Below are 20,858 nucleotides of genomic sequence, written 5' to 3'. Positions count from 1 at the left end.
GATCGAACGGCGACCCAGCTCGGGCGGCCACCCGGGCTGGGCCATTCCTCACGGAACGGCTCAACATAACCGATCAGGCTAATACAAGGGTGGGCAAAGGCGCACTTGCGCCGTGCCCACCATCTTTCACTTGCAGGCGCTGTGGTGGGCACGCTTTCGCTTTGCCCACCCTACCACACCATTTCCTTGGCTTACTTCGTCACCAGCTCCGGCACCTTGCCCGCCGGGGGGGTATTGCGGCTGCGCTGGGTGCGCACGATACCGTCGATGATGGTCATGCCGATGCCCGGGAGGTCGCCGAGCTGCACGCTCTCCAAAATGGTCTTGCCCGGCGAGTGCTGCGCCTTGTCCATGATGACGAAGTCGGCGGAGCGGCCCACCTCGATCAGGCCGCAATCGAGCTCGCGCATGCGCGCGGTGTTGCCGGTGGCTAGGCAGAAGGCGATCTCGGCCGGCAGCTCGCCGAGCGAGGACAGCATCGACACCATGCGCAAAATGCCGAGCGGCTGCACGCCGGAGCCGGCCGGCGCGTCGGTGCCGAGGATGACGCGGTGGAGATCGCCCATCTCGCGCGCGGTGCGCAGCGTGAACAAAGCCGAGCGCTCGTTGCCGTTGTGCACGAGCTCGAGGCCGCGCTTGCAGCCCTCACAGATGCAGCGGATTTGGTCGTCGGGGAGCGCCGTGTGGCCGCCATTGATGTGACCGACCACGTCGGTGTCGGCCTCCAGCACCACGTCCTTGTCGATCAGGCCGGAGCCGGGGATCGAGGGGCCGCCGGTGTGGATGGTGCTCTGGATGCCGTATTTGCGCGCCCAGCCGACCATCTTGCGTGCCGTCGGGCCGTCCTTGACGCCACCGAGACCGACTTCGCCGAGCAGTTTGACGCCATTGGCGGCCATCTCCTTGAAATCCTCCTCGACCATCTCGCATTCGATCACCGGCGCGCCGGCGTGAACCTTCACGCCGCCGGGGCGCAAGGTCCAGAACGCGCGCTGGGCGAACACCGCCATCGCCTTGAGGCCGACAACGTCGCGGGGACGGCCGGGCGTGTGCACTTCGCCGGCCGAGATCATGGTGGTGACGCCGCCATGCAGGTAGCTGTCGATCCAGTTGATCTGGTTCTGCCGCGGCGTCCAGTCGCCCGCAACAGGGTGGACGTGGCTGTCAATCAGGCCCGGCGCGACCGTGGTGCCGTGGGCGTCGACGATCGTCGTCGCGCCTTCCGTGTCGACGTCCTTGAAGCGGCCGATCGCGGTGATCTTGCCGTTCTCGGCAACGATGGTGTCGCCGTCCAGGATGGGCTTTTCCAGGGCGCCGGACAGGATCAGGCCGATATTCCGGATCACGAGCTTTGAGGGTCCGGTGGCCTGGGGTGCGTCATGCGCCATGGAAGGGGCTCCTTATTCCTAGCTGCAACGCTGCCGATCTTGGGCAGCCTTGACCGCGGGATCAAGCCGGATTATTCATTAGTATACGAATGATCGTGTACAAACGACGCATAGCTGCCCGCCTCGGAACCGCATGGAAGCGACAGGGAAGGTGTGATGAGCAATTTCAATCAGGAAAGCGTTTTGAGCGTCCACCACTGGACGGACACGCTGTTCTCCTTCAAGACCACCCGCAGCCCGACCTTCCGTTTCCGCAACGGCGAGTTCACCATGATCGGCCTCAAGGTCGGCGAGAGCCCCTGCTGCGGGCCTACAGCGTCGCCAGCGCCAATTACGAGGACACGCTGGAGTTCTTCTCGATCAAGGTGCCGGATGGTCCGCTGACCTCGCGGCTTCAGCATTTGAAGGAAGGCGACGAGATCATCGTCAGCCGCAAAGCCACCGGCACGCTGGTGATCGACACCCTGGAAGAGGGCCGAAACCTCTACCTCATCGGCACCGGCACGGGCCTCGCGCCGTTCCTGAGCGTGATCAAGGATCCTGAAACCTACGAGCGCTTCGAGAAAGTGGTGCTGCTGCACGGCTGCCGGCACGTCAAGGAGCTCGCCTATGGCGAGATGATCACCGACACGCTGCCGAAGGACGAACTGATCGGCGAGTACATCCGCAATCAGCTGATCTACTATCCGACCGTCACGCGCGATCCGTTCCGCAATCGCGGCCGCATCACCGACCTCATCACCTCGGGCAAGCTGTTCAGCGACATCGGTCTCCCGGCGCTGGAAGCTGCCCACGACCGCGTCATGATCTGCGGCAGTCCAGCGCTGGTCGCGGACACGCGCGTCCTGCTGGGTGAACGCGGCCTCATGGAGGGCAATCACGGCGAGCCGGCCCAGTTCGTGGTCGAAAAGGCCTTTGCCGAGCGCTAAAGCCCATTTCCGTTCCGATGCGCATCGGAACGGGGCTCCAGATTCTTATTTTGACGCGGTTTCTTTACGAGGACCGGTCTCCACCTCCCTCGAAAACGTTCTAGGCCCGTAATTCCTGCCCAATAAGGTCGCATTTTCGCCGTCGGGCGCCCGTTGCGGCGCCGATTCGGCGCACGATACTATGTGGGAGCGAATCAGCGGAGTTCCCACATGGTTGCGGACAGCGACAGCAACATCGCCTGGCACCGGGTCCAGTTGAAGAAGAACCGCGCCGAGTTGAAGGCGCTGGAGACCGCGCGCTTCACGATGGGCGAGATCGCCTCGTCGAAGCGGAACGGTCAAACCCAGAAGACCATCGCGGAACTCAAGCGCAAGATCGCGCAGTCCGAGCGCGTGATCGCCGATCACGACAAGCGCACGCGCCGACCGCTCGCGACCGACCTGCAAAGCCTCAGCAATGGCAGCTGGAGCCATTGGGACGCCTACACGCAGCAGCGCAAGACCGGGCAGCGATCTCCAGGACGCGGGTAGGCGCGTCTCTCGACACTTGCGACTGAAGCGGTGGGCGCGTTCGGCCCTTGCACGGCCCGCGCCGTGCACCATCTCGGTGAGACGCCAGCAATCACTCCGGTGAACCTATGACCGCGCGCCTCGATTTCACCAGCGAGGCCTTCTTTCGCGATCCGCCCAAGGCGATTGCGACGCTGCGCATGTCTGGCCCCGTGGTCGCGACGCGATTTCCTCTCGTCGGCGACGTCTGGATCACCACAACCCATGACGCCACCGCGCGGGTCCTGAAGGACGGCGCGACGTTCACGTTGCGAAGGGAGGATGGCGACGTCGCTGGTCTGCGCTGGTGGATGCCGAGATACGTCAGGACCATCGCCAACAACATGCTGACGATGGACGAGCCGGATCACACGAGACTCCGCGGCATCGTGGACGAGGCCTTTCGTCGGCGCTCCGTCGTCGCGATGGAGCCGCGCATCCGCACTATTGCCGACGGTCTCGCCGACGAGCTCTTTGCGAACGGAAGCCCGGCCGATCTGGTTCAGCGCTACGCGCGTATCCTGCCGCTTGCGGTGATCTCCGAACTCCTGGGCCTGCCTCCGGCCGACCGTCCGAGATTCATCGCCTGGGCCAACACGATGTCCTCGCTGACCAATGTGGTCAGCTTTTTCCGGCTGCTGTTCGCGTTCCGCAAGATGCGCGCCTACCTCGAGCGGCAGTTGCAGATCGCACGTGTTCAAGGCGGCGAAGGCCTGATCGCAGAGCTGGTCCAGGTTGAGCGCGAGGGCGGCCAGATCACGCCGGATGAAATGGTTTCGATGGTCTTTCTGCTGCTTGCGGCCGGATCGGAGACCACCACGCATCTCATCAGCGGCTCGGCGTTCGAACTGCTCCGGCATCCCGGGTTGCGCGATTGGCTCGAAGAGGACTGGAGTCGCGTCGGGCTTGCCGTCGAAGAGTTCCTGCGCTTCGTCTCGCCAGTGCAATTCTCAAAGCCACGTTATGTGCGGCGGGATCTCGACGTCGAAGGCGTGCGCCTGAAGAAGGGCGATCGCGTCATGGCGATGCTCGCCGCGGCGAACATGGATCCTACGGTGCACGATCGCCCGGAACGCCTCGATCTCGCGCGCAGGCCGAACCGTCACATCTCGTTCGGGACGGGGATCCATTTCTGCCTCGGCCACCAGCTCGCGCGCATCGAGGCGGCGTGCGCGCTCGAAGCGCTGTTCGTACGATGGCCAAAGCTTGCCTTGGCCATCGATCCGGCCGAGGTCCGCTGGCGCAGGCGGCCGGGTTTGCGTGCGATTGCGAAACTTCCCGTCTCGACTGAAGGCCGCGGAACAGAGGCGGCGCGCGCCGAAGCGATGATTGATCGTTCCCTCACCGCGGCCAGCTGAGTCGGCGATCTTTCGGAAAATCTTTGCCGAACGTGATCAGTCAGGAACGGCATGCCGCTGGCCCTGTTATCATCACGACCTTGAACGCGGCGACGAGTTCCTTGGCCGCGTCGCAGGTCGACGTCTTAACGGAGACAAGATCATGGCCAGCAAGATGCCACCTGTCCCACCGGATAATCAGAGCCCGAAGGGAACTGGCGACGCCAAGCAAGTGTCGGCGGATCGGATCCCGCACGGCCAACAGCGCGTGGAAAATCCGGACCAGCAGGGACAGCAGGGCAACATCAAGCAGAACACGACCAATCAAGGCTATCAGCAAGATCGCTGAGGAGGACGACATTCATGTCGACATCCACCAAGACACCAAACAGCATTCGTCAGGGCGGACCTGGCGCTTCGCACGAGAATGCGAAGGCCCCGCTGGACGTGAAGAAACCGCCGGCGGACGATTTGCAGCGCAGCCACAGCCGGATCTCCGGCGGAGGCGGCGAGCGCGATTCCCATCACAGGCACGATGAAGCCGGAAAGGGCGGAGGCAGGTAGTTCATGAGCAGCAAGCAACCCAAGTTGTACATGCCTAGCGATAAGGACATGCGCGAAAATCCCCTGATCGGAGGATCCAGGGGAGCGACAATGGCGGGCGCGTCACCCGACGACCTCGAAGATGCTTTCGGTGAGAACACAATCGAAGGCGATCGCGAGAATGATGTGGGCGTCGGCGGCGGCATCGACAAGGACGTCGCACATGGCGGCGCGCACCGAAGGCGCCGGTAGGTCCGGAGAACAGCAATGCAAGGCAAGAAGACCCACGAGCAGCAGGTTCGCATTCTCGAGCGCAAGCCCGATGTTCCCGACGCGCGGGAGCTCGATCAGGCCATCGGCCATAATGCCGAGGACGCTGCTGTTCATCGCGCGCGCTCGGAAGCCAGGCACAGCGAATACGCAGTAAGTCGCGGCGGCCTCAATCAGGAGAGCGACCACAACAAGCACAACGATTCCGGCCAGAGCGGCCACAAGCCGCCGAAGCCAATGCCGGCGCAACAGAAGCACTAAGTCTTCGGAAGATCACTGCAAGAGGAGAAACCGATGCCAGCAGGGCACGGCAGCAAGACGCACTTCAGATCGGGAATGCATGGCAAGGGCGATGGCACTGGCGCCATGGCCGAAATCCCGAAGGACAAGATCGGCGACAACATGGTGCTGTCAAACCGCGACAAGGCACAGCATTCGGACATCCGCGGCATGGATGGCAAGTTCATCCAGACCGAGCAGTATCAGGACCATGCAGCCAACCGGCTCGACGATGAGCCGGAGACCGACGAGACCTAAGAAGTGGCCTTCCTCCCGAGCAACTCGTGGACCGGTTTCAGCCGGTCCGCTTTTTGGTCGGCGCCGGATCGCGCTCCCAACCGAACACGGAGCGGCCGTCGAGGTCGGGCGAGGCAGCACGCTCGCCGGCGATGTAGGCCTCGACCGAGGGGCCCTGCGCGGTCCGCTCCAGCCGCCGCGCCTGGTCGTCGAGCCGCTTGATCGCCTGCATTTCCTCCTCGCGACCGAGCTTGGCGTTCTGAATCGCGCCCTTCAGCACTCGGATAGTTTCGTCATAGACCTTGATCGGAACCGGGTAGGGATGTCGGTCCTTGCCGCCATGGGCGAGCGAAAAGCGCGCGGGATCGTTGAAACGATAGGGTGCGCCGTGCACGACCTCGGCGACCATCGCAAGTGAGCGCACGGTGCGCGCACCGACGCCGGGCGTCAGCAACAGCTCCGGGAAATCGACCGGGCCGCGCTCGGCCGCGGCGGCCAGGGTGCCGTGCAAGCGTCGTGCGAACACGTCCTTGGGGCGGACGTCGTGATGCGCGGGCATGATCAGATGCGGCAGCATGGCCTGCGCCGGCTCGAGGCCGGTGAGTCGTTCGAACTCGGAGACAATGCGATCCGGGCCAAGACCTCTCAACAGCTCGAGCTGCGCGGTGCGCGAGACATCAGCGCGATGGTCGGTGAGGTTGACGATCTCGCCTTGCTTGGGACCGTCGATCGCAGTGTGGGGTGTATCGACAAAACTCTTCAGCGCCTCGGAATGCCAGTGGTAGCGGCGGGCCTGCCGCTTGTCGCCGTTCATGCCCTGCTGCACCACCGTCCATTTGCCCTCTGCGGTGACGAAGAAGCCATGGAGATAGAGGTCGAAGCCGTCTTGCACAGCCGCGCTGTCGACCTTCGCCACCAGGCGGCTGGCACGCACCAGCATTGCGCCGTCGAAGCCGACGCGCTCGCCGAGCTGCAACAGCTCGTCCGGTGTCTTGCGTGAATGCTGGCCGCGGCCGCCGCAGACATAGATGCCGAGCTCGTCCTGGAGCGGTCCGAGTCCACGCTTCAGGGCGCCGATCACGGAGGTCGTGATGCCGGAGGAGTGCCAGTCCATCCCCATAACTGCGCCAAACGACTGGAACCAGAACGGATGCGACAGCCGCTGCATGAACGCGTCGCGTCCGTAATGATGCACGATCGCCTGAGTGACGATTGCGCCCAACGAGGCCATACGGCTTGCCAGCCACGGCGGAACACGTCCGCTGTGCAAGGGAAGATCGGCGCTGCCGCTACGTCGAGTCATGGGCGCCTCAAATTAGCTCAATTCGCCAGCGGTTGCACCAGCGGAATGCTGCGTTGCACGAGCTAGGGGAGCGAAGCTGGGCGGCAGGCGTTGAGCGCTGACGCGTACGTAAGGTCAGGGACAGCAATGAATTGGCAGACCCTTATGGCCGACATCGACAGGATGTTCGGCTGGATACCCTCATGGTTCATCGGCCTCGGCTTGGTCGCCGGCGCGATGATGCTTGCTCTGTCGTTCTATCGGTTCGCTGTTTGGCTGCTCAATCGCGCTTTCGGAACCCGGCTTCCGCTCCTGAGTGTGTTCATCGAGCGCACGTCCGGCCCGGCCCAGCTGGCGCTGTGTCTGGCTGCCGTCGCACTGGTCCTGCCCCTTGCGCCGCTCGACGATACGATCCGCACGCCGCTGATGCGCCTGTTCGTCGTGGCCGTCATCGCGTTGATCGGCTGGATCTCGATCCGGATCGTCGACATGAGTGCGGCGCGATACTTGCAGAATTTTCGCGACGTCACCGAGAATTTCATCGCGCGCAAGCACGTCACGCAAGTCCGCGTGTTCAAGCGCGTCACCGACACCATCATTGTCGTCATCACGGTCTCCACCGCGTTAATGACGTTCGATTCGGTGAGGCAATATGGCGTCAGCCTGTTCGCCTCCGCCGGTGCCGCCGGTATCATCGTCGGTCTTGCCGCGCGGCCGCTGCTGAGCAATCTGATCGCGGGCTTGCAGATCGCCATTACCCAGCCGATCCGCATCGAGGATGCCGTGATCATCGAGAACGAGTGGGGATGGGTCGAGGACATCGCCTCGACCTATGTCGTGATCCGGCTGTGGGATTGGCGCCGTATGGTGGTGCCGCTGTCCTATTTCATCGAAAAGCCGTTTCAGAACTGGACGCGCGACACCGCCTCGCTGATCGGTGTGGTCGGGCTCCATGTCGATTACCGTGCCGATGTGGCGCATCAGGCGTTGGCTGGAGGAGGCGGTGAAGGAGTCCAAGCTCTGGGACGGCGCCGTGGTCAATCTCCAGGTGATCGACGCAGATTCGCGCACAATCGAGCTTCGCGCGCTGGTCAGCGCGCGCAATGCGCCGCAATCTTGGGACCTGCGCTGCGAGATCAGAGAGAAGCTGGTGGCCTTCATCCGCGACGAGATGCCGGAGGCACTGCCGCGCGAGCGTGCGATCCTGATCCCCTCGGGTGACGATGATGCCGATTTGCCGCGGCGCGCCGCGCCGCCGGAGAAAATGCGGGCGAGGGCCCATAACTGACCGGCGCGTCCGTTCTTGCTGGCCGGAGGCTGGTACTCGCGCGTCTTCGCCGTCGGCGCGCGCGGGCGTGCTGAGCAGGGCGGTGCGCGAGGCGCCTAGTGCGATTCTCGTGCGAACAGCCTCACTGGGCGCGGATGTTGGCGGCCTTCAGCAGCGGCTCCCACTTCGCCGCCTCGGCATGCATATAGGTGTCAAAGTCCTTGGCGGAGGAGCCGACCGGGGTGGCGCCGATCTTGTCGAGCGTCGACAGGACGCTCGGATCCTGCAGCGCCGCCTTCAGGTCGGTTTCAAGCTTGGCGACGATCTCCGGCGGCATCTTCGCCGGACCGAGCACGCCCCACCAGACCGAGACGTCGTAGCCGGGCACGCCGGCTTCCGTGACGGTCGGAACATCCGGCAGCGCCTTGGAGCGCTCGGCCGAGGTCACCGCGAGTGCGCGCACCGGGCCGCCTTCGAGCTGGCCGATCGCTTCCGCGAGCGGATTGATGCTGAGCGGAATCTCGCCGGCGATCACCGCCGTCAGCGCCGGTGCGCCGCCCTTGTAAGGGATCGCCACGATCTTGCTAGCCGACATGTATTTGAGCAGCTCGCCGGCCAGATGCGCCGAGGTGCCGTTGCCGGACATGCCGTAGGAGAGCTTGTCCGGCTCCTTCTTCGCCGCGGTGAGGAGATCGCCAAGCGTCCTGTAGGGGCTGTCCTTGGCGACGACGATCGCGAGCGGCGAGGAAGCGAGCTCGGTGATCGCGGTAAAATCCTTGAACGTGTCGTAGGGCACGCTCGGATAGATGAACTGATTGAGAGGATGACCGCTCGCGACCAGGATCAACGTGTATCCGTCCGGCGCGGCCTGCGTCAGCGCCTGCGAGGCAACGATGCCGCCTGCGCCCGGGCGGTTGTCGATCACGGGCTGCTGGCCCCAGGTCTTGGCCAGCGCCTGGCCCAGCGTGCGCGCGAGCACGTCCACCGCACCGCCGGCGGCGTAGGGGACCAGAATGTGGACCGGCTTGCTCGGATAATTGTCGGCGGACTGCGCGGCGCCGCCCGCCAGCAGCAGACCGGCACACAGCATCAAACCGCCGATCTTCTTGTTCAAACCCTGCATCTCCCAGCACTCCTTGAGGGCATTCGGCCGCCTGCCGGCGGCCTCCAGGCCGCCGCGGATGCCGCCCGTTGTTTTTGTTGACGAGACTTGATCTTTTGTACGATAGTACAAATCGCATGGTACGCAAGTCCACCAGCAGGGAAACGGCCCGCAAGCCGAACATGCGCGAGGCGATCCTTGCCGCGGCCGAGGAGCTGTTCGCCACCAACGGCTTCAATGCTGTGTCGGTGCGCGACATCGCGCAGGCTGCCGGGGCCAATCCCGGCAGCGTGACCTATCATTTCAAGACCAAGGACGGCCTGCTGCTGGAGATCTATCGGCGCCATTGCGGGCCGATGAATTTGCGCCGATCCGAACTGCTCGCGGCCGCCAAGCGCGTGCGCGATCTCCAGGATCGGCTGGAGGCGATCGTGCGCGCTTATGTGGTGCCGGCCTTCACCTCGGGCAGCGATCTCGCCGGCGGCGGCGCGCGCTTCACGCGGCTGCGCGCCGTGATGTCGGCGGAAGGCAACGAGGTCGCACGAAAAATCATCGCGCAGACGTTTGACGACACCAGCCACGCCTTCATCGACGCGATTCACGAGAGTCTGCCACACATTCCGCGCACCGACATCGTCTGGCGCAGCCATTTCCTGCTGGGTGCACTCTATTATTCACTGGTGACGCCGGAGCGCGTGTCGCGCCTGTCGCGCGGTGAGGCCGACGGCGGCGATGCCGCCAATGCCATCGAGCAATTGGTGCAGGCCACCGTTGCCGCGTTCCAGGCGCCCGCGCTGGATCAAGCCGCGCCGGTGCGGCGGCGGCCGGTCGTCAGCAGCAAGACTTGAAAGAAGCCGCACGAGGGGAGGCGCGGCCTTGCGCTTCAGCTCGCAAGTGGACCATGTGACGGGGTGTTGAGGACATGAATAGGCGGGAGTGCTTGCATCTCTTGACTGGCCTGGCCGGAGCGGCGCTTGCGAATGAAGCACGCGCGCAAGGCGCCGAGCCGAAGGCGATCCCCACGATCGCGCCGCCGGATGCAAATCCCAAGACGCCGTCGTTCAAGCTGCCAGCGAAATCTTGCGATAGCCACATCCACATCTTCGGGCCCGCGTCGCGTTACCCCTTCGCGGAAAAGCGACGCTACAACACGGCCGATGCGCCGCTGGAGGCATTCCGCAGCGTGCACGAGAAGATCGGGGTCGAACGCAGCGTCATCGTCAATGCCACCGTTCACGGCACCGACAATCGCCTCGTGACCGATGCCAGCTGAAGATCATGATGTACACGCCGACCATTCCGCCGCCAGACCCAAACACGCGTAGGCCGAAATTCAAGCTGCCAAGGCTGGCTTGCGACGCGCATTGCCATATCTTCGGTCCCGGCGCGAAATATCCGTACGCGCCAGACCGCTCCTACACGCCGCCCGATGCGCCGCTGGAGGAATTCCGCGCGCTGCATGTCAAGCTCGGCGTCGAGCGCGCCGTCATCGTCAATGCCAGCGTGCACGGCACCGACAACACGGTAGCGCTGGACGCTCTCGCGCAGAGCAACGGTGCCTATCGCGCGGTCGCAAACATCGACGACACCATCACCGAGCGCGGGCTTCGCGTGCTGCACGAGGGCGGCTTCCGCGGCTGCCGTTTCAATTTCGTCCGCCATCTCGGCGGCGTCCCCGATAAGAGCGTGTTCGACCGCGTCATCGCTATGGTCGCGCCGCTCGGCTGGCATATCGATCTGCATTTTGACGCGATCGACTTGCCCGAATATGCCGACATGCTGGCAAGGCTGCCGCTGAGCTACACCATCGACCACATGGGACGGGTGAAGACCTCCGATGGGCTCGACCAGCTTCCGTTCAGGATTTTGGTCGAACTGATGCAGCGCGACGAAAAATGCTGGGTCAAGATCTGCGGCTCGGAGCGGGTGTCCTCGGCCGGTCCGCCGTTCACGGACGCGGTGCCGTTCGCGCGCAAGATCGTCGAGACCGCGCCCGATCGCGTCATTTGGGGCACCGACTGGCCTCATCCGAACGTCAAGGTGATGCCGAACGACGGTGACCTTGTCGACCTGATCCCGCTGTTCGCGCCGGAGGTGGAGTTCCAGCAGAAGATTCTGGTCGATAATCCCGCGCGCCTGTTTGGGTTCGACCAATGACGGCGCTCGCGATCGAAAAGCCGCGCGGCCGCGCCTGGTGGAAGGAGCTCTGGATCCAGGTGCTCATCGCCATGGCGGCCGGCATCGCGCTTGGGATCGCCAGTCCCGAGGCGAGCGCCAAGATGCAGCCGCTCGGGGATGCCTTCATCAAGGCGATCCGGATGCTGATCGCGCCGATCATCTTTTGCACCGTCGTGCACGGTATCGCGCACATGGCCGACATGGCGCGCGTCGGGCGCGTTGCGGTGAAGGCGATCGTCTATTTCGAGGTCATGACCACGATCGCGCTAATCATCGGTCTCGTCGCGGTGAATTTGCTCAAGCCCGGCGTCGGCATGAACATCGATCCCGCCAGCATCAATGCCAGCGCCATCGAGCCCTATGTCAGGCAGACCGGCGCGATCGGATTCGTGCCGTTCCTGATGAACATCGTGCCCGCGACGTTCGTCGGCGCCTTTGCCGAGGGCAACATTCTCCAGGTGCTGTTCATCTCCGTACTGTGCGGCTTTGCCCTGGTGCAGCTCGGCGAGCGTGCCGCGCCGCTGGTGCATCTGATCGACATCGCCGCCAAGATGGTGTTCGCCGTCGTCGGCTTGGTAATGCGGGCGGCGCCGATCGGCGCGTTCGGCGCTATCGCCTTTACGGTCGGCAAGTTCGGCGTGGGCTCGCTCGCCTCGCTCGGCAAGCTGCTGGGGGGCTTCTACCTCACCTGCGTGGTCTTCATCATCGTGGCGCTCGGCCCCGTGGCGCGGCTCTGCGGCTTCTCGCTGGTCAAGCTGATCCGCTATATCTGGGAAGAGCTGCTTATCTGCATCGCCACGACATCATCGGAAACGGTGTTGCCGCGGATGCTGACCAAGCTGGAAAAGGCCGGTTGCGAGAAGAGCGTCGTCGGACTTGTGATCCCGACCGGCTATTCCTTCAATCTCGACGGCACCTGCCTCTATCTTGCCGCTGCCTCGGTTTTCCTGGCACAGGCGACCAACACGCCGTTCGGCCTTGCCGAGCAGATCGAGCTGCTGCTGATCCTTCTCGTGACCTCCAAGGGCGCGGCGGGGATTGCGGGCGCGGCCTTCGTCGTGCTGGCGGCGACGCTGTCGGCCACCGGCACCATTCCGGTGACCAGCGTCGCGCTGGTGCTCGGCATCCATCGCCTGATGTCGCAGGGGCTGACGCCGACCAATCTGATCGGGAACGCGGTTGCGACGATCGCAATTGCCAAATGGGAAGGCGCGCTCGATGGCGAGCGCCTCCGGCATGTGCTCGACGGCGAGGAGCAAGCGGCCGCCGCGGCTTGATGAACCGGCTTCCTGCCTGGGGCAGACGGCCTATGATGCGTACAAACGAAAAAGGGGAGTTTGTCCGATGAAAACTGGTCTCGTGATCACCGCCCATCCCGGCGATTTCGTCTGGCGCGCCGGCGGCGCCATCGCGCTGCATGCGAAGAAGGGCTATCGCATGAAGATCGTTTGCATGTCCTTTGGCGAGCGCGGCGAGAGCCAGTTCGCCTGGAAGGAGAGGGGGGCGACGCTGGAATCGGTCAAGGCCGGCCGCAAGGACGAGGCGGAGCGGGCGGCAAAGCTGTTAGGTGCCGAGATCGAGTTCTTCGACTGCGGCGATTATCCGCTGAAGCTCACCGAAGCGCATTTTGATCGCATGGTCGACATCTACCGCGAGCTCAATCCGAACTTCGTGCTGACGCACGCGCTGGAGGACCCCTATAATTTCGACCATCCCAACGCTGCGCATTTCGCGCAGGAGACCCGCGTGGTCGCGCAGGCGATGGGCCATAAGCCCGGCGCGCAGTACAAATACTCGGCGCCGCCGGTGTTCCTGTTCGAGCCACACCAGCCGGAGCAGTGCAACTACAAGCCGGACCTGCTCCTCAAGATCGACGAGGTCTGGAAGGAGAAGTACGAGGCGTTCCAGATCCTGGCCGCGCAAAAGCATCTGTGGGGCTATTACGAGCGCGTCGCGCTCAACCGAGGCATCCAGGGCAGCCGCAACACCGGCGTGCCCATGACCTATGGCGAGGCCTATCAGCGTCTGTTTCCGACCGTCGCGGAGGAACTCGCATGAAACCGGTCGTCGTTCGCAACATCAAGCGTGCCGATCCCGCCGGCATGGCGGAATACGGCGTTTCGACCGTACATGAAGCCTATGGTCGCACCGGCCTGATGAAGCCATATTTGCGGCCGGTCTGGGCGGGCGCGGCGATTGCGGGTCCCGCGGTCACCGTGCTGGCGCAGCCCGGCGACAATTGGATGATCCATGTCGCGGTGGAGCAGTGCAGGAAGGGCGACATCCTCGTCGTCGGCTGCACCACCGACAATACTGACGGCATGTTCGGCGAATTGCTGGCGACCTCGCTTAGGGCGCGCGGCGTGCAGGGATTGATCATCGATGCCGGCTGCCGCGATGTCAGAGCGCTGCATGAGATGAAGTTTCCGGTGTGGTCGCGCGCAGTCTCGGCCAAGGGCACGGTGAAGGCGACGCTCGGCTCGGTCAATGTCCCCGTGGTCTGCGCCGGCGTCAATGTCGATCCCGGTGACATCATCGTGGCTGACGACGACGGCGTCGTCGTGGTGCCGAAGCGGTACGCGCCCGAAGTCGCCGAGAAGGCGAGAAAGCGCAATGCCGAGGAAGGCGGCAAGCGCAAGCGTCTCGCCTCGGGCGAACTCGGTCTCGACATGTACAGCATGCGCGAGGCTCTGGCCAAAGCCGGGCTCGTCTATGTCGACAATCCCGAGGACGTTTGAGGCAACGGCAGGAGCGGGCGGATGGATCGTCTCAAGCTGAAGGCCGTGCTCGGCAGTCATCCCCATGTCCAGGCGGTGAAGAGCGGCGCGCTCCGCTCCGACCTGTTCGATCTCGAGTTCATCGAGTACAGCCCGACCAACACCGCGTTCAAGCCGATGGTGCGCGGGCAGGCCTTCGATGTCTGCGAGATGGCCATCGTGACCTATCTGATGGCGAAGGCGCACGGCAAGCCGCTGGTGCTGCTGCCGGCCACCATTCTCGGCCGCTTCCAGCATGCCTACGCGCTGTACAATCCCGCGCGAGGAACGCTCGGCCCGTCCGACCTCGAAGGCAAGTGCGTGGGCATTCGGTCCTTCACAACGACGACCGGCGCTTGGATCAGGGGCATTCTCGCCAACGACTACGGCGTCAAGCTCGACAAGATCCGGTGGGTGACGTTCGAGGATCCGCATGTCGCCGAATATGTCGACATCACCGAGCGCGCCCCGAAAGACAAGAAGATTCTCCAGATGCTGGTCGACGGCGAGCTAGACGCGGTGCTTGGCGAGAGCTCGGTCGATCCCAAGCTGAAGCCGCTATTCCCCGATCCGGCCGCGGAAGCCGCCAAATGGTATGCCCGGCGCGGCGTCGTGCCGGTCAATCATCTCGTGGTCATGACCGAGCAACTCGCCAAATCGCGTCCCGATATCGTCGTAGGCGTTTATGATCTGCTCAAGCGGAACAAGGAGCAGGTGGGACCTGCGGCCTTGCCGGATCTCATTCCATTTGGCATCGAAGCGAACAGGAAACCATTGGAACTGATCGTCGATTACGCGTTCCAGCAGGCGCTGATTCCGCGCCGCTACGCGGTCGAGGAGCTCTTTGACGAAACGACACGAGGGCTGAACTGATGGCGGATCCGAGGCGATGGCAGGTCGGGCTGGTTGGCTATGGCGAGGTCGGCAGGATCTTGGCCGAGGATTTGCGCCAGCAGGACATCAAGGTATCTGCCTACGACATCAAGCTCGGAGGCGAGCAGAGCGCTTCACTGGAGGAGCATGCCGCGAAATTCGGCGTGGTGCTCGCAGGCTCTCATGCCGAGCTGACCGCGAAGTCCGATTTCATCATCTCCGCGGTCACGGCCAGCCAGGCTGTTCCGGTGGCAAAAGCCTGCGCAGGCGCGATCAACCAAGGCACCTGGTTCCTGGACTTCAATTCGGCTTCACCGGGCGCCAAGCAGCGCGCTGCTGCACTGATCGATGGCGCTGCCGGTCGCTATGTCGAAGGCGCAGTGATGACTTCGGTGCCGCCGTATCGCATCAAGGTGCCGCTGCTGCTCGGCGGCGCGGGCGCGAGAGAACTCGAGCCGCTCCTGAATGCGATCGGATTCTTGGCGAAGGTTGCCAGCGACAAGCTCGGCGTGTCCTCCGCGGTGAAGATGTGCCGCAGCATCATGATCAAGGGCCTGGAAGCCATGGTCATCGAAAGCTTCACCACGGCGCGAGCCTATGGCGTGGAAGATGCCGTGCTGGCATCGCTTACGGAAACTTTCCCCGCGATCGACTGGGAGAAGCAGGGCGCCTATTTCTTCCAGCGTGTGATCGAGCACGGCCGCCGCCGCGCCGAGGAGGTACGGGAGGTCGCCGAAACCGTGCGCGAGGCGGGACTGACGCCCTGGTCCGCGCAGGGCACCGCCGAGCGGCAGGCCTGGGTGGCCGATCTCGCCGATGAAGGGCTGTTCGGCACCAAGGGCACCAGGGAGTTCGCCCGTAGCGCTGACTGGCGCACCGAGGCGGATCGGATCCTCGCGAAGATCAATCGCGCAAATAATCAGCTCAAGATCGTTCCACGGAGCTGAAAGCTCACGACCTGGTCGCGGGCGCGTTCGATCAGGTCAATCAGATTCCTGGACTTGAGGGCGAGTTGCTCCGTGGCCGGTTGCGTGCGGAATTCGGCCAGCACCGCGCGAACGCATTTGTCGGCGGCGTCGAGCGTCCAGAGCGTCCGGTTGACATCATCCTGCGTCCGGATCCCCGAAATATCGAGATCCGAAAGAACGTGGCCGATGCCGTCGAGCCGCTTCACCGCCGCGTCGGTGGGCGTTCCGGTCTGCTTGGAATGATGGTCGATGCTGCTGAATGCGCTGAACATATCGATACTTTCCCGATCGCACGCAAATGATCGGTCCGAGTCCTAGTTATGACCGGCGCGGCGGGCCTCGCAATGCGTGGAGTTACGGTCCGGGATTCTACCGAATTGAGTCAGCGGTAACATTGAACGGAAGCAGCCAGTAATCAGGGCCGTTTCCCGACAATCGTACCGCTGCGGACCGGCCTTGCCGTGGACGGAGCGACTCTGCGGTGTCGCGACATCAGCTCTGGGGGCGAAGCAGATTCGGCCGCTGCCGCTCAAATGTCTGTCGGCCAGCCTTGAAGCCCATCACCAAGTCAGGCAACTCCGCGATGACGAAGCGGCTGTCTTGCGTATCGAGCACGACGAGGTCGGCGGGGTTGCCGACCTTGATGCCGTAATCGCCAAGGTTCATCAGCCGCGCCGGCAGCTCAGTCACGAGATCGAGGCAGGTGTCGAAATCGCTCACGGCGGCGTGGGCGACGTTGGCATAGAAGTTTGCCATCCGCAGCAGCGAAGCGTCACCGAACGGCGTGAACGGATTGAGGACGTTGTTGGTGGCAACCGAGCACACCACTCCATTGTCGGCCAGCTTGTGGGCGAGCGTCAGCCCGCGCGGCGCATTGTGGGTGGCCTGCCGTCCCATCAAATAGAGATCGGTCGCGGGCAGCACGGTCACCGCAACGCCTGATGCCGCCAGCTGCGCGGTGGCCGCCTTCATCCGTTGCGGCCGCAGTGCCGAGAGCTTTGTGGCGTGGCCGATTGCGACGCGTCCCCCATACTTGCGCCGTTCGGTCTGGCGGCAGACCTCGTCGAGATGCCACCAAGAGGGATCGAGATCGAAATCGAGATGGAGATCGACATCGGCGTCGAACGTCTCGGCGAGATCGAAGATGCGTTCGAGATGGGCGTTCGGGTCGGTGTCCATATAGGGACAGCCGCCGATCACCTCGCCGCCATCGCGCAGCGCCTGGATGAGCAACTCCTCAGCTCCGGGGTCGTTGGTCAGGCCTTCCTGCGGGAAGACGCAGAGCGACAGGTCGATCGCCCAGGCATAGTCGCGCTTCAGCGCCTTAACCGCCTCGAAGCCGCGCAAGGCGATGCGCGGATCGATCTCGACATGAGTGCGCATGCGCGTCGTGCCGTGCACGATCGCGCGCTCGAGTACCCAGGCGCCGCGGGCATAGACGTCCTCGACGGTGAAATCGCGCTTCATCGCGGCCACGGCGCGGATAGCGTCCGAAACACTGCCGTGATCGTGCCCACAGCGGCCGAGCAGGCATGCTTTGTCGAGATGGATGTGGGTATCGACGAATCCGGGCAGGGCAAGGCGGCCGCCGATATCGACCTCGGGCGCGTCGCAGGCGAGCTTTGGCTCGATCGTGGCAATACGCCCGCCTTTCACGCCGATATCGACGGGCGCGGCGGATGATCGCAACAGCGCGTTACGAAAGATCAGGTCGAAGGCGGACTGGGTGATCATGGCTTCGTCGGATTTTGCTGTCAGAGCCTAGCGGAAGCTGCCGAGGCGGGCAGTACCGAATTGTGTGCAATTTTGGCGCTAAACTGTTCAAAAAATATGCATGCAGTTCAGGGCGCGAGCTGTAAGATGTCGACACCCCGGAGAACCCGCCATGTCCGCCTTTGCAAAAGCCGAACTGCCGATGACCGATGCCAAGATCGTCGAGGCCTATTTGACGGCCTCAATGAAACCCGACCCCGACGCCGCCGCGACCTATATGAAGCCGGGCACGGTGATCACATTCACCGGCGGACGTGAGTTCGATCATCCGCGCGGGCCGACAGCTTTCAACGCCAAGCGGTATCGCTGGGTGAAAAAGAAGATGGACCGCTTCGATGTCTGTCCCGGTGCGGACGAGACGATCGTCTACAGCGTTGGCACGCTCTATGGCGAGTGGATGGACGGCACGCCGTTCGAGGGCAATCGCTATGTCGATCGCTTCGTCGTCAAGAGCGGGCAGATCGTCAAGATGGACGTCTGGAACGACAGCGCCGAGCGCATTCTGGTCCAGCGCGGGATCGAGGCCTAACTCCTGCGCGCGATTTTCGGCAGCTTGACGACGCGGTCGCTCGCCACCTCGTCGGCATAGGGCGCGAGAATGTCGAGGAGGTCGCGGCCGCGCAGCGGGGCAGGGGCGACTAATGCCCGATTGGCTACGGAATCGAGGTGATGGTGCATCAATTCCATCACCTTGGCTTCGTCGCCTTTGGCGAGCGCAGCAATGATGGCGCGGTGCTCGTTGATCGCGCATTCCGTCGAATGCGGTCGGCTGTACAGCGACAGCGTCAGGCAGCAGCGATAGGCGACCTCGCTGACATAGCGCACCAGGATCGGGCTGTTCGTCATGTGCGCAAGCAGGATGTGAAATTCGGTGGCGAGCCGAATCGAGACCGCATCCGTGCCGCCGCGCGCCCGGTCCTCGGCATCGACATGCGCGTTCAGCTCGGCGATCTGGCTTTTGGTCAGCTTGCCCGCGAGCTGGCGGACCACGAGCCGCTCGAGCTGGATGCGGATGTCAAAGGCATCTCGCGCCTCCTGCCAGCTCGGCGTCGCCACCACCGCGATCCGGTTGCGGCGCAGCTCGACAAGGCCTTCGGCGGCAAGCTGTCCCAGCGCGTGGCGGGCAATGGTGCGGCTGACGCCAAAGCGCTCGCCAAGCGAATCCTCAGGCAGCTTTGCGCCGGGTTCGAGCGCCTGCTCGATGATCGCGCGCCGCAGTGCGCGGCAGATCACGCCGACCTTGTCAGATGATTCAGAAGTCTTGCTGGTGGGGCGCGCCGCCATTCGGCGAATCCTTCGGAGTGGGTCGCAGCCCTCTCCTTAGCACACCCTGCGCCGATCCAGCGTTTCAATTGCATGCAGTTTGGTGTCGCGATTGCCTAAATCGGAACCGCAATTTTGGTACGCTGTTCGGTAAGTTGCTTAATATTCTGCGGACGTCGGCGACTGGCATCTAGCTTGCATACACTTTGGGTGTGATGCGCATGCAACCCAACGCCAAATTTGACCGGCAGCCTCTTCCTGACGGCTTCGGTCTGGTCGCCATCCAGCTGTCCGAGACCGCCGTGACCTTCGGGCGCGGCGACCGGGCCGTGTCCGCGCTGTCGAAGACGACGCTCCGGATCGCCGACGGCGAGTTTGTCGCGCTGGTCGGCCCGTCGGGATGCGGCAAATCGACCATCTTACGTCTCGTCAGCGGCCTGGTGCAGCCGACCAGCGGCGTCGTCATTGTCGGCGGCCGCGAGGTGGCAGCGCGGGCGATGCGGGTCGGCATGGCTTTCCAGAATCCGACCATGCTTCCGTGGATGACGATCGAGCGAAACATCATGCTGCCGCTGAAGATCGTCGAGCCGTTCCGCTCCAATTTCCGCAAGCTGCGCAAGACCGAATTCCGCGACAAGGCCAACGCGCTGCTGGAGCAGGTTGGCCTCAAAGGCTTCGGCAATCGTTACCCCTGGCAGCTCTCCGGCGGCATGCTCCAGCGCGCCAATCTCTGCCGCGCACTGATCCACGAGCCGCGCATGCTGCTGCTGGATGAGCCCTTCGGCGCACTCGACCAGTTCACCCGCGAGGAGCTGTGGACGATCCTCCAGAATCTCTGGATGACGCGCAAGCCGACGGTACTGCTGGTCACGCACGATTTGCGTGAAGCCGGCTTTCTTGCGAGCCGCATCTGCGTGATGAGCGCGCGTCCCGGCCGCATCCTCGACGACAGCCGGGTCGAATTCGCGCGGCCGCGCAAGGTCGCCATGACCTTCGAGCCGGATTTCGTCGCGTTGAACCAGAAGCTGCGCGCTTTCATCGAGGATACGCGCAGTGCGGCTGAGCAGGGGGCAGGCTGATGTTCGGGATCGATGTCAGGCAGAAGGCGTGGTCGGCGGGACTGATCGTGCTGTTCTTCGTCGCCTGGGAGCTGTTCTGCCTGATGACCGGCATGTCCGACCTGGTGCTGCCGCGGCCCTCGCAGGTGTTCGTGACCCTGTTTCAGCGTTTCCCGGTGCTGTGGCCGCACATTGTGCAGACGCTGGCCACCACCATGTTCGGCTTCGTCCTCGGCGTTGCGCTCGGTGTCGCCCTCGGCGCCGTCATCGGCGTCTCCAAGACGGCCTATGACACCTGCTATCCGCTCCTGATCGGCTTCTCCTCGATCCCCAAGGTCGCGGTGGTGCCAATCTTCGTGCTGTGGTTCGGCTCCGGCACGGTGCCCGCGGTGCTGACCGCGCTGTCGATCTGCTTCTTCCCGATCGTTGTCAACATTGCCACGGGCCTGGCAACCACCGAGCCCGAGCTCGAGGACGTCCTGAAGGCGCTCGGCGCCAGCAAGTTCGACATTCTCTGGAACGTCGGTCTGCCCCGGACCATGCCGTTCTTCTTCGCATCGTTGAAAGTCGCGATCTCCTACGCCTTCGTCGGCGCGGTTCTGTCGGAGACGGTCGCCTCCAACCGCGGCATTGGCAACGTCATGATGACCGCGTCCTCCAATTTCAACGTGCCGCTGGTGTTCGCCGGGCTGTTCGTGCTCGCCGGGCTCGGCGTCGCGCTCTACGCCGTGTTCTCGCTGATTGAAGGGCGGGTCACCGGCTGGGCCACGCGCAAGAACGACGTGATCGCCACCTGATTTTCAAAT

24 protein-coding genes and 2 pseudogenes are annotated in these 20,858 nt (G+C 63.7%); 20 read left to right on the top strand and 6 right to left on the bottom strand.

The window, feature by feature from the left end; translation table 11 throughout:
- Nucleotides 1–191: 191 nt before the first annotated feature.
- Entirely contained in the window at nucleotides 192–1,388 is a 1,197-nt protein-coding gene (locus tag IVA98_RS19325; RefSeq protein ID WP_247304602.1) for an amidohydrolase family protein, read from the bottom strand.
- A 156-nt stretch (nucleotides 1,389–1,544) separates the two neighbouring features.
- Here IVA98_RS19325 and IVA98_RS19320 point away from each other — a divergent pair.
- The 8 genes and pseudogenes from IVA98_RS19320 (at nucleotide 1,545) to IVA98_RS19285 (ending at nucleotide 5,553) form a co-directional block, all read left to right on the top strand.
- Nucleotides 1,545–2,317 (top strand): annotated as a pseudogene (locus tag IVA98_RS19320) (ferredoxin--NADP reductase).
- Nucleotides 2,318–2,527: 210 nt separating this feature from the next.
- Nucleotides 2,528–2,848 carry a hypothetical protein gene (locus IVA98_RS19315; protein WP_247304597.1) on the top strand — a complete coding sequence of 107 codons (321 nt, stop codon included), beginning with the start codon at nucleotides 2,528–2,530 and terminating at the stop codon, nucleotides 2,846–2,848.
- A gap of 107 nt (nucleotides 2,849–2,955) precedes the next feature.
- Nucleotides 2,956–4,224: a cytochrome P450 gene (locus IVA98_RS19310; RefSeq protein WP_247304594.1), complete on the top strand. Its 1,269-nt coding sequence runs from the start codon at nucleotides 2,956–2,958 to the stop codon at nucleotides 4,222–4,224.
- Nucleotides 4,225–4,366: 142 nt separating this feature from the next.
- A complete protein-coding gene (locus IVA98_RS19305) occupies nucleotides 4,367–4,552 on the top strand; it encodes a hypothetical protein (RefSeq protein ID WP_247332964.1) in 186 nt (61 codons plus the stop codon).
- 14 nt (nucleotides 4,553–4,566) lie between these two features.
- The gene (locus IVA98_RS19300) at nucleotides 4,567–4,767 is read left to right on the top strand and encodes a hypothetical protein (protein WP_247332963.1); all 201 of its coding nucleotides are present in this window, start codon (nucleotides 4,567–4,569) and stop codon (nucleotides 4,765–4,767) included.
- Between the two features lie 3 nt (nucleotides 4,768–4,770).
- The gene (locus IVA98_RS19295; RefSeq protein ID WP_247355318.1) at nucleotides 4,771–4,998 is read left to right on the top strand and encodes a hypothetical protein; all 228 of its coding nucleotides are present in this window, start codon (nucleotides 4,771–4,773) and stop codon (nucleotides 4,996–4,998) included.
- 15 nt (nucleotides 4,999–5,013) lie between these two features.
- Nucleotides 5,014–5,277, top strand: coding sequence for a hypothetical protein (locus IVA98_RS19290; protein WP_247276857.1), 264 nt, complete (start codon nucleotides 5,014–5,016; stop codon nucleotides 5,275–5,277).
- A gap of 33 nt (nucleotides 5,278–5,310) precedes the next feature.
- Entirely contained in the window at nucleotides 5,311–5,553 is a 243-nt protein-coding gene (locus tag IVA98_RS19285; RefSeq protein ID WP_247304588.1) for a hypothetical protein, read from the top strand.
- Nucleotides 5,554–5,590: 37 nt separating this feature from the next.
- On the opposite strand, the gene IVA98_RS19280 is transcribed toward IVA98_RS19285, so the two are convergent.
- On the bottom strand, nucleotides 5,591–6,835 hold the full coding sequence (locus IVA98_RS19280) for a DUF763 domain-containing protein (protein ID WP_247304586.1): 1,245 nt from the start codon (nucleotides 6,833–6,835) through the stop codon (nucleotides 5,591–5,593).
- Nucleotides 6,836–6,961: 126 nt separating this feature from the next.
- Here IVA98_RS19280 and IVA98_RS19275 point away from each other — a divergent pair.
- A pseudogene (locus tag IVA98_RS19275) lies at nucleotides 6,962–8,102 on the top strand (mechanosensitive ion channel family protein).
- A gap of 121 nt (nucleotides 8,103–8,223) precedes the next feature.
- Here the strand turns inward: IVA98_RS19275 and IVA98_RS19270 are convergent.
- Nucleotides 8,224–9,204, bottom strand: coding sequence for a tripartite tricarboxylate transporter substrate binding protein (locus IVA98_RS19270; RefSeq protein WP_247304582.1), 981 nt, complete (start codon nucleotides 9,202–9,204; stop codon nucleotides 8,224–8,226).
- A 116-nt stretch (nucleotides 9,205–9,320) separates the two neighbouring features.
- Here IVA98_RS19270 and IVA98_RS19265 point away from each other — a divergent pair, with 116 nt between their 5' ends.
- From IVA98_RS19265 to IVA98_RS19230, 8 genes are all read left to right on the top strand, one after another.
- Nucleotides 9,321–10,031, top strand: a complete 711-nt coding sequence (locus IVA98_RS19265) for a TetR/AcrR family transcriptional regulator (RefSeq protein WP_247304580.1) — start codon at nucleotides 9,321–9,323, stop codon at nucleotides 10,029–10,031.
- A gap of 92 nt (nucleotides 10,032–10,123) precedes the next feature.
- Nucleotides 10,124–10,456: an amidohydrolase family protein gene (locus tag IVA98_RS19260; RefSeq protein WP_247304578.1), complete on the top strand. Its 333-nt coding sequence runs from the start codon at nucleotides 10,124–10,126 to the stop codon at nucleotides 10,454–10,456.
- Between the two features lie 5 nt (nucleotides 10,457–10,461).
- On the top strand, nucleotides 10,462–11,340 hold the full coding sequence (locus tag IVA98_RS19255; protein ID WP_247304577.1) for an amidohydrolase family protein: 879 nt from the start codon (nucleotides 10,462–10,464) through the stop codon (nucleotides 11,338–11,340).
- Nucleotides 11,337–12,638 carry a C4-dicarboxylate transporter DctA gene (locus IVA98_RS19250; protein ID WP_247304574.1) on the top strand — a complete coding sequence of 434 codons (1,302 nt, stop codon included), beginning with the start codon at nucleotides 11,337–11,339 and terminating at the stop codon, nucleotides 12,636–12,638. Before IVA98_RS19255 ends, IVA98_RS19250 begins: the two co-directional genes overlap by 4 nt.
- A 67-nt stretch (nucleotides 12,639–12,705) precedes the next feature.
- Nucleotides 12,706–13,419 carry a PIG-L deacetylase family protein gene (locus IVA98_RS19245; RefSeq protein WP_247304571.1) on the top strand — a complete coding sequence of 238 codons (714 nt, stop codon included), beginning with the start codon at nucleotides 12,706–12,708 and terminating at the stop codon, nucleotides 13,417–13,419.
- On the top strand, nucleotides 13,416–14,099 hold the full coding sequence (locus tag IVA98_RS19240; RefSeq protein WP_247304568.1) for a 4-carboxy-4-hydroxy-2-oxoadipate aldolase/oxaloacetate decarboxylase: 684 nt from the start codon (nucleotides 13,416–13,418) through the stop codon (nucleotides 14,097–14,099). Before IVA98_RS19245 ends, IVA98_RS19240 begins: the two co-directional genes overlap by 4 nt.
- Before the next feature lie 21 nt (nucleotides 14,100–14,120).
- Complete coding sequence (locus tag IVA98_RS19235) at nucleotides 14,121–14,990, top strand: substrate-binding domain-containing protein (RefSeq protein ID WP_247304565.1); 870 nt, start codon at nucleotides 14,121–14,123, stop codon at nucleotides 14,988–14,990.
- A complete protein-coding gene (locus tag IVA98_RS19230; RefSeq protein WP_524536389.1) occupies nucleotides 14,990–15,937 on the top strand; it encodes a DUF1932 domain-containing protein in 948 nt (315 codons plus the stop codon). Before IVA98_RS19235 ends, IVA98_RS19230 begins: the two co-directional genes overlap by 1 nt.
- Here the strand turns inward: IVA98_RS19230 and IVA98_RS19225 are convergent.
- Nucleotides 15,910–16,230: a hypothetical protein gene (locus IVA98_RS19225; protein ID WP_247304563.1), complete on the bottom strand. Its 321-nt coding sequence runs from the start codon at nucleotides 16,228–16,230 to the stop codon at nucleotides 15,910–15,912. The two genes, IVA98_RS19230 and IVA98_RS19225, sit on opposite strands and share 28 nt — an antisense overlap.
- Before the next feature lie 220 nt (nucleotides 16,231–16,450).
- Complete coding sequence (locus IVA98_RS19220; RefSeq protein ID WP_247355317.1) at nucleotides 16,451–17,692, bottom strand: amidohydrolase family protein; 1,242 nt, start codon at nucleotides 17,690–17,692, stop codon at nucleotides 16,451–16,453.
- Between the two features lie 151 nt (nucleotides 17,693–17,843).
- On the opposite strand from IVA98_RS19220, the gene IVA98_RS19215 reads away from it, so the two are divergent.
- Nucleotides 17,844–18,260: a nuclear transport factor 2-like protein gene (locus IVA98_RS19215; RefSeq protein WP_247304557.1), complete on the top strand. Its 417-nt coding sequence runs from the start codon at nucleotides 17,844–17,846 to the stop codon at nucleotides 18,258–18,260.
- Here IVA98_RS19215 and IVA98_RS19210 read toward each other — a convergent pair.
- Nucleotides 18,257–19,015 carry a GntR family transcriptional regulator gene (locus tag IVA98_RS19210; RefSeq protein WP_247332961.1) on the bottom strand — a complete coding sequence of 253 codons (759 nt, stop codon included), beginning with the start codon at nucleotides 19,013–19,015 and terminating at the stop codon, nucleotides 18,257–18,259. The two genes, IVA98_RS19215 and IVA98_RS19210, sit on opposite strands and share 4 nt — an antisense overlap.
- 200 nt (nucleotides 19,016–19,215) lie before the next feature.
- Here IVA98_RS19210 and IVA98_RS19205 point away from each other — a divergent pair, with 200 nt between their 5' ends.
- Together IVA98_RS19205 and IVA98_RS19200 are read left to right on the top strand one after the other, a co-directional pair.
- Nucleotides 19,216–20,073, top strand: coding sequence for an ABC transporter ATP-binding protein (locus tag IVA98_RS19205; RefSeq protein ID WP_247304551.1), 858 nt, complete (start codon nucleotides 19,216–19,218; stop codon nucleotides 20,071–20,073).
- A complete protein-coding gene (locus IVA98_RS19200) occupies nucleotides 20,073–20,849 on the top strand; it encodes an ABC transporter permease (RefSeq protein ID WP_247276874.1) in 777 nt (258 codons plus the stop codon). Before IVA98_RS19205 ends, IVA98_RS19200 begins: the two co-directional genes overlap by 1 nt.
- Nucleotides 20,850–20,858 lie beyond the last annotated feature (9 nt).

This window comes from Bradyrhizobium sp. 160 (genome assembly GCF_023073735.1).
In the GTDB taxonomy this organism is placed as follows: domain Bacteria; phylum Pseudomonadota; class Alphaproteobacteria; order Rhizobiales; family Xanthobacteraceae; genus Bradyrhizobium.
This window is presented reverse-complemented; position numbering and strand designations above follow the sequence as displayed.

What these genes read in the sequence shown, in the direction of transcription:
- IVA98_RS19255 (WP_247304577.1), top strand. Translation starts at nt 10,462, where the DNA reads ATGATGTACACGCCGACCATTCCGCCGCCAGACCCAAACACGCGTAGG.
- IVA98_RS19220 (WP_247355317.1), bottom strand. Translation starts at nt 17,692, where the DNA reads ATGATCACCCAGTCCGCCTTCGACCTGATCTTTCGTAACGCGCTGTTG.
- IVA98_RS19315 (WP_247304597.1), top strand. Translation starts at nt 2,528, where the DNA reads ATGGTTGCGGACAGCGACAGCAACATCGCCTGGCACCGGGTCCAGTTG.
- IVA98_RS19305 (WP_247332964.1), top strand. Translation starts at nt 4,367, where the DNA reads ATGGCCAGCAAGATGCCACCTGTCCCACCGGATAATCAGAGCCCGAAG.
- IVA98_RS19225 (WP_247304563.1), bottom strand. Translation starts at nt 16,230, where the DNA reads ATGTTCAGCGCATTCAGCAGCATCGACCATCATTCCAAGCAGACCGGA.
- IVA98_RS19290 (WP_247276857.1), top strand. Translation starts at nt 5,014, where the DNA reads ATGCAAGGCAAGAAGACCCACGAGCAGCAGGTTCGCATTCTCGAGCGC.
- IVA98_RS19215 (WP_247304557.1), top strand. Translation starts at nt 17,844, where the DNA reads ATGTCCGCCTTTGCAAAAGCCGAACTGCCGATGACCGATGCCAAGATC.
- IVA98_RS19325 (WP_247304602.1), bottom strand. Translation starts at nt 1,388, where the DNA reads ATGGCGCATGACGCACCCCAGGCCACCGGACCCTCAAAGCTCGTGATC.
- IVA98_RS19230 (WP_524536389.1), top strand. Translation starts at nt 14,990, where the DNA reads ATGGCGGATCCGAGGCGATGGCAGGTCGGGCTGGTTGGCTATGGCGAG.
- IVA98_RS19265 (WP_247304580.1), top strand. Translation starts at nt 9,321, where the DNA reads ATGGTACGCAAGTCCACCAGCAGGGAAACGGCCCGCAAGCCGAACATG.
- IVA98_RS19295 (WP_247355318.1), top strand. Translation starts at nt 4,771, where the DNA reads ATGAGCAGCAAGCAACCCAAGTTGTACATGCCTAGCGATAAGGACATG.
- IVA98_RS19280 (WP_247304586.1), bottom strand. Translation starts at nt 6,835, where the DNA reads ATGACTCGACGTAGCGGCAGCGCCGATCTTCCCTTGCACAGCGGACGT.
- IVA98_RS19235 (WP_247304565.1), top strand. Translation starts at nt 14,121, where the DNA reads ATGGATCGTCTCAAGCTGAAGGCCGTGCTCGGCAGTCATCCCCATGTC.
- IVA98_RS19300 (WP_247332963.1), top strand. Translation starts at nt 4,567, where the DNA reads ATGTCGACATCCACCAAGACACCAAACAGCATTCGTCAGGGCGGACCT.
- IVA98_RS19250 (WP_247304574.1), top strand. Translation starts at nt 11,337, where the DNA reads ATGACGGCGCTCGCGATCGAAAAGCCGCGCGGCCGCGCCTGGTGGAAG.
- IVA98_RS19200 (WP_247276874.1), top strand. Translation starts at nt 20,073, where the DNA reads ATGTTCGGGATCGATGTCAGGCAGAAGGCGTGGTCGGCGGGACTGATC.
- IVA98_RS19245 (WP_247304571.1), top strand. Translation starts at nt 12,706, where the DNA reads ATGAAAACTGGTCTCGTGATCACCGCCCATCCCGGCGATTTCGTCTGG.
- IVA98_RS19240 (WP_247304568.1), top strand. Translation starts at nt 13,416, where the DNA reads ATGAAACCGGTCGTCGTTCGCAACATCAAGCGTGCCGATCCCGCCGGC.
- IVA98_RS19310 (WP_247304594.1), top strand. Translation starts at nt 2,956, where the DNA reads ATGACCGCGCGCCTCGATTTCACCAGCGAGGCCTTCTTTCGCGATCCG.
- IVA98_RS19205 (WP_247304551.1), top strand. Translation starts at nt 19,216, where the DNA reads ATGCAACCCAACGCCAAATTTGACCGGCAGCCTCTTCCTGACGGCTTC.
- IVA98_RS19285 (WP_247304588.1), top strand. Translation starts at nt 5,311, where the DNA reads ATGCCAGCAGGGCACGGCAGCAAGACGCACTTCAGATCGGGAATGCAT.
- IVA98_RS19270 (WP_247304582.1), bottom strand. Translation starts at nt 9,204, where the DNA reads ATGCAGGGTTTGAACAAGAAGATCGGCGGTTTGATGCTGTGTGCCGGT.
- IVA98_RS19210 (WP_247332961.1), bottom strand. Translation starts at nt 19,015, where the DNA reads ATGGCGGCGCGCCCCACCAGCAAGACTTCTGAATCATCTGACAAGGTC.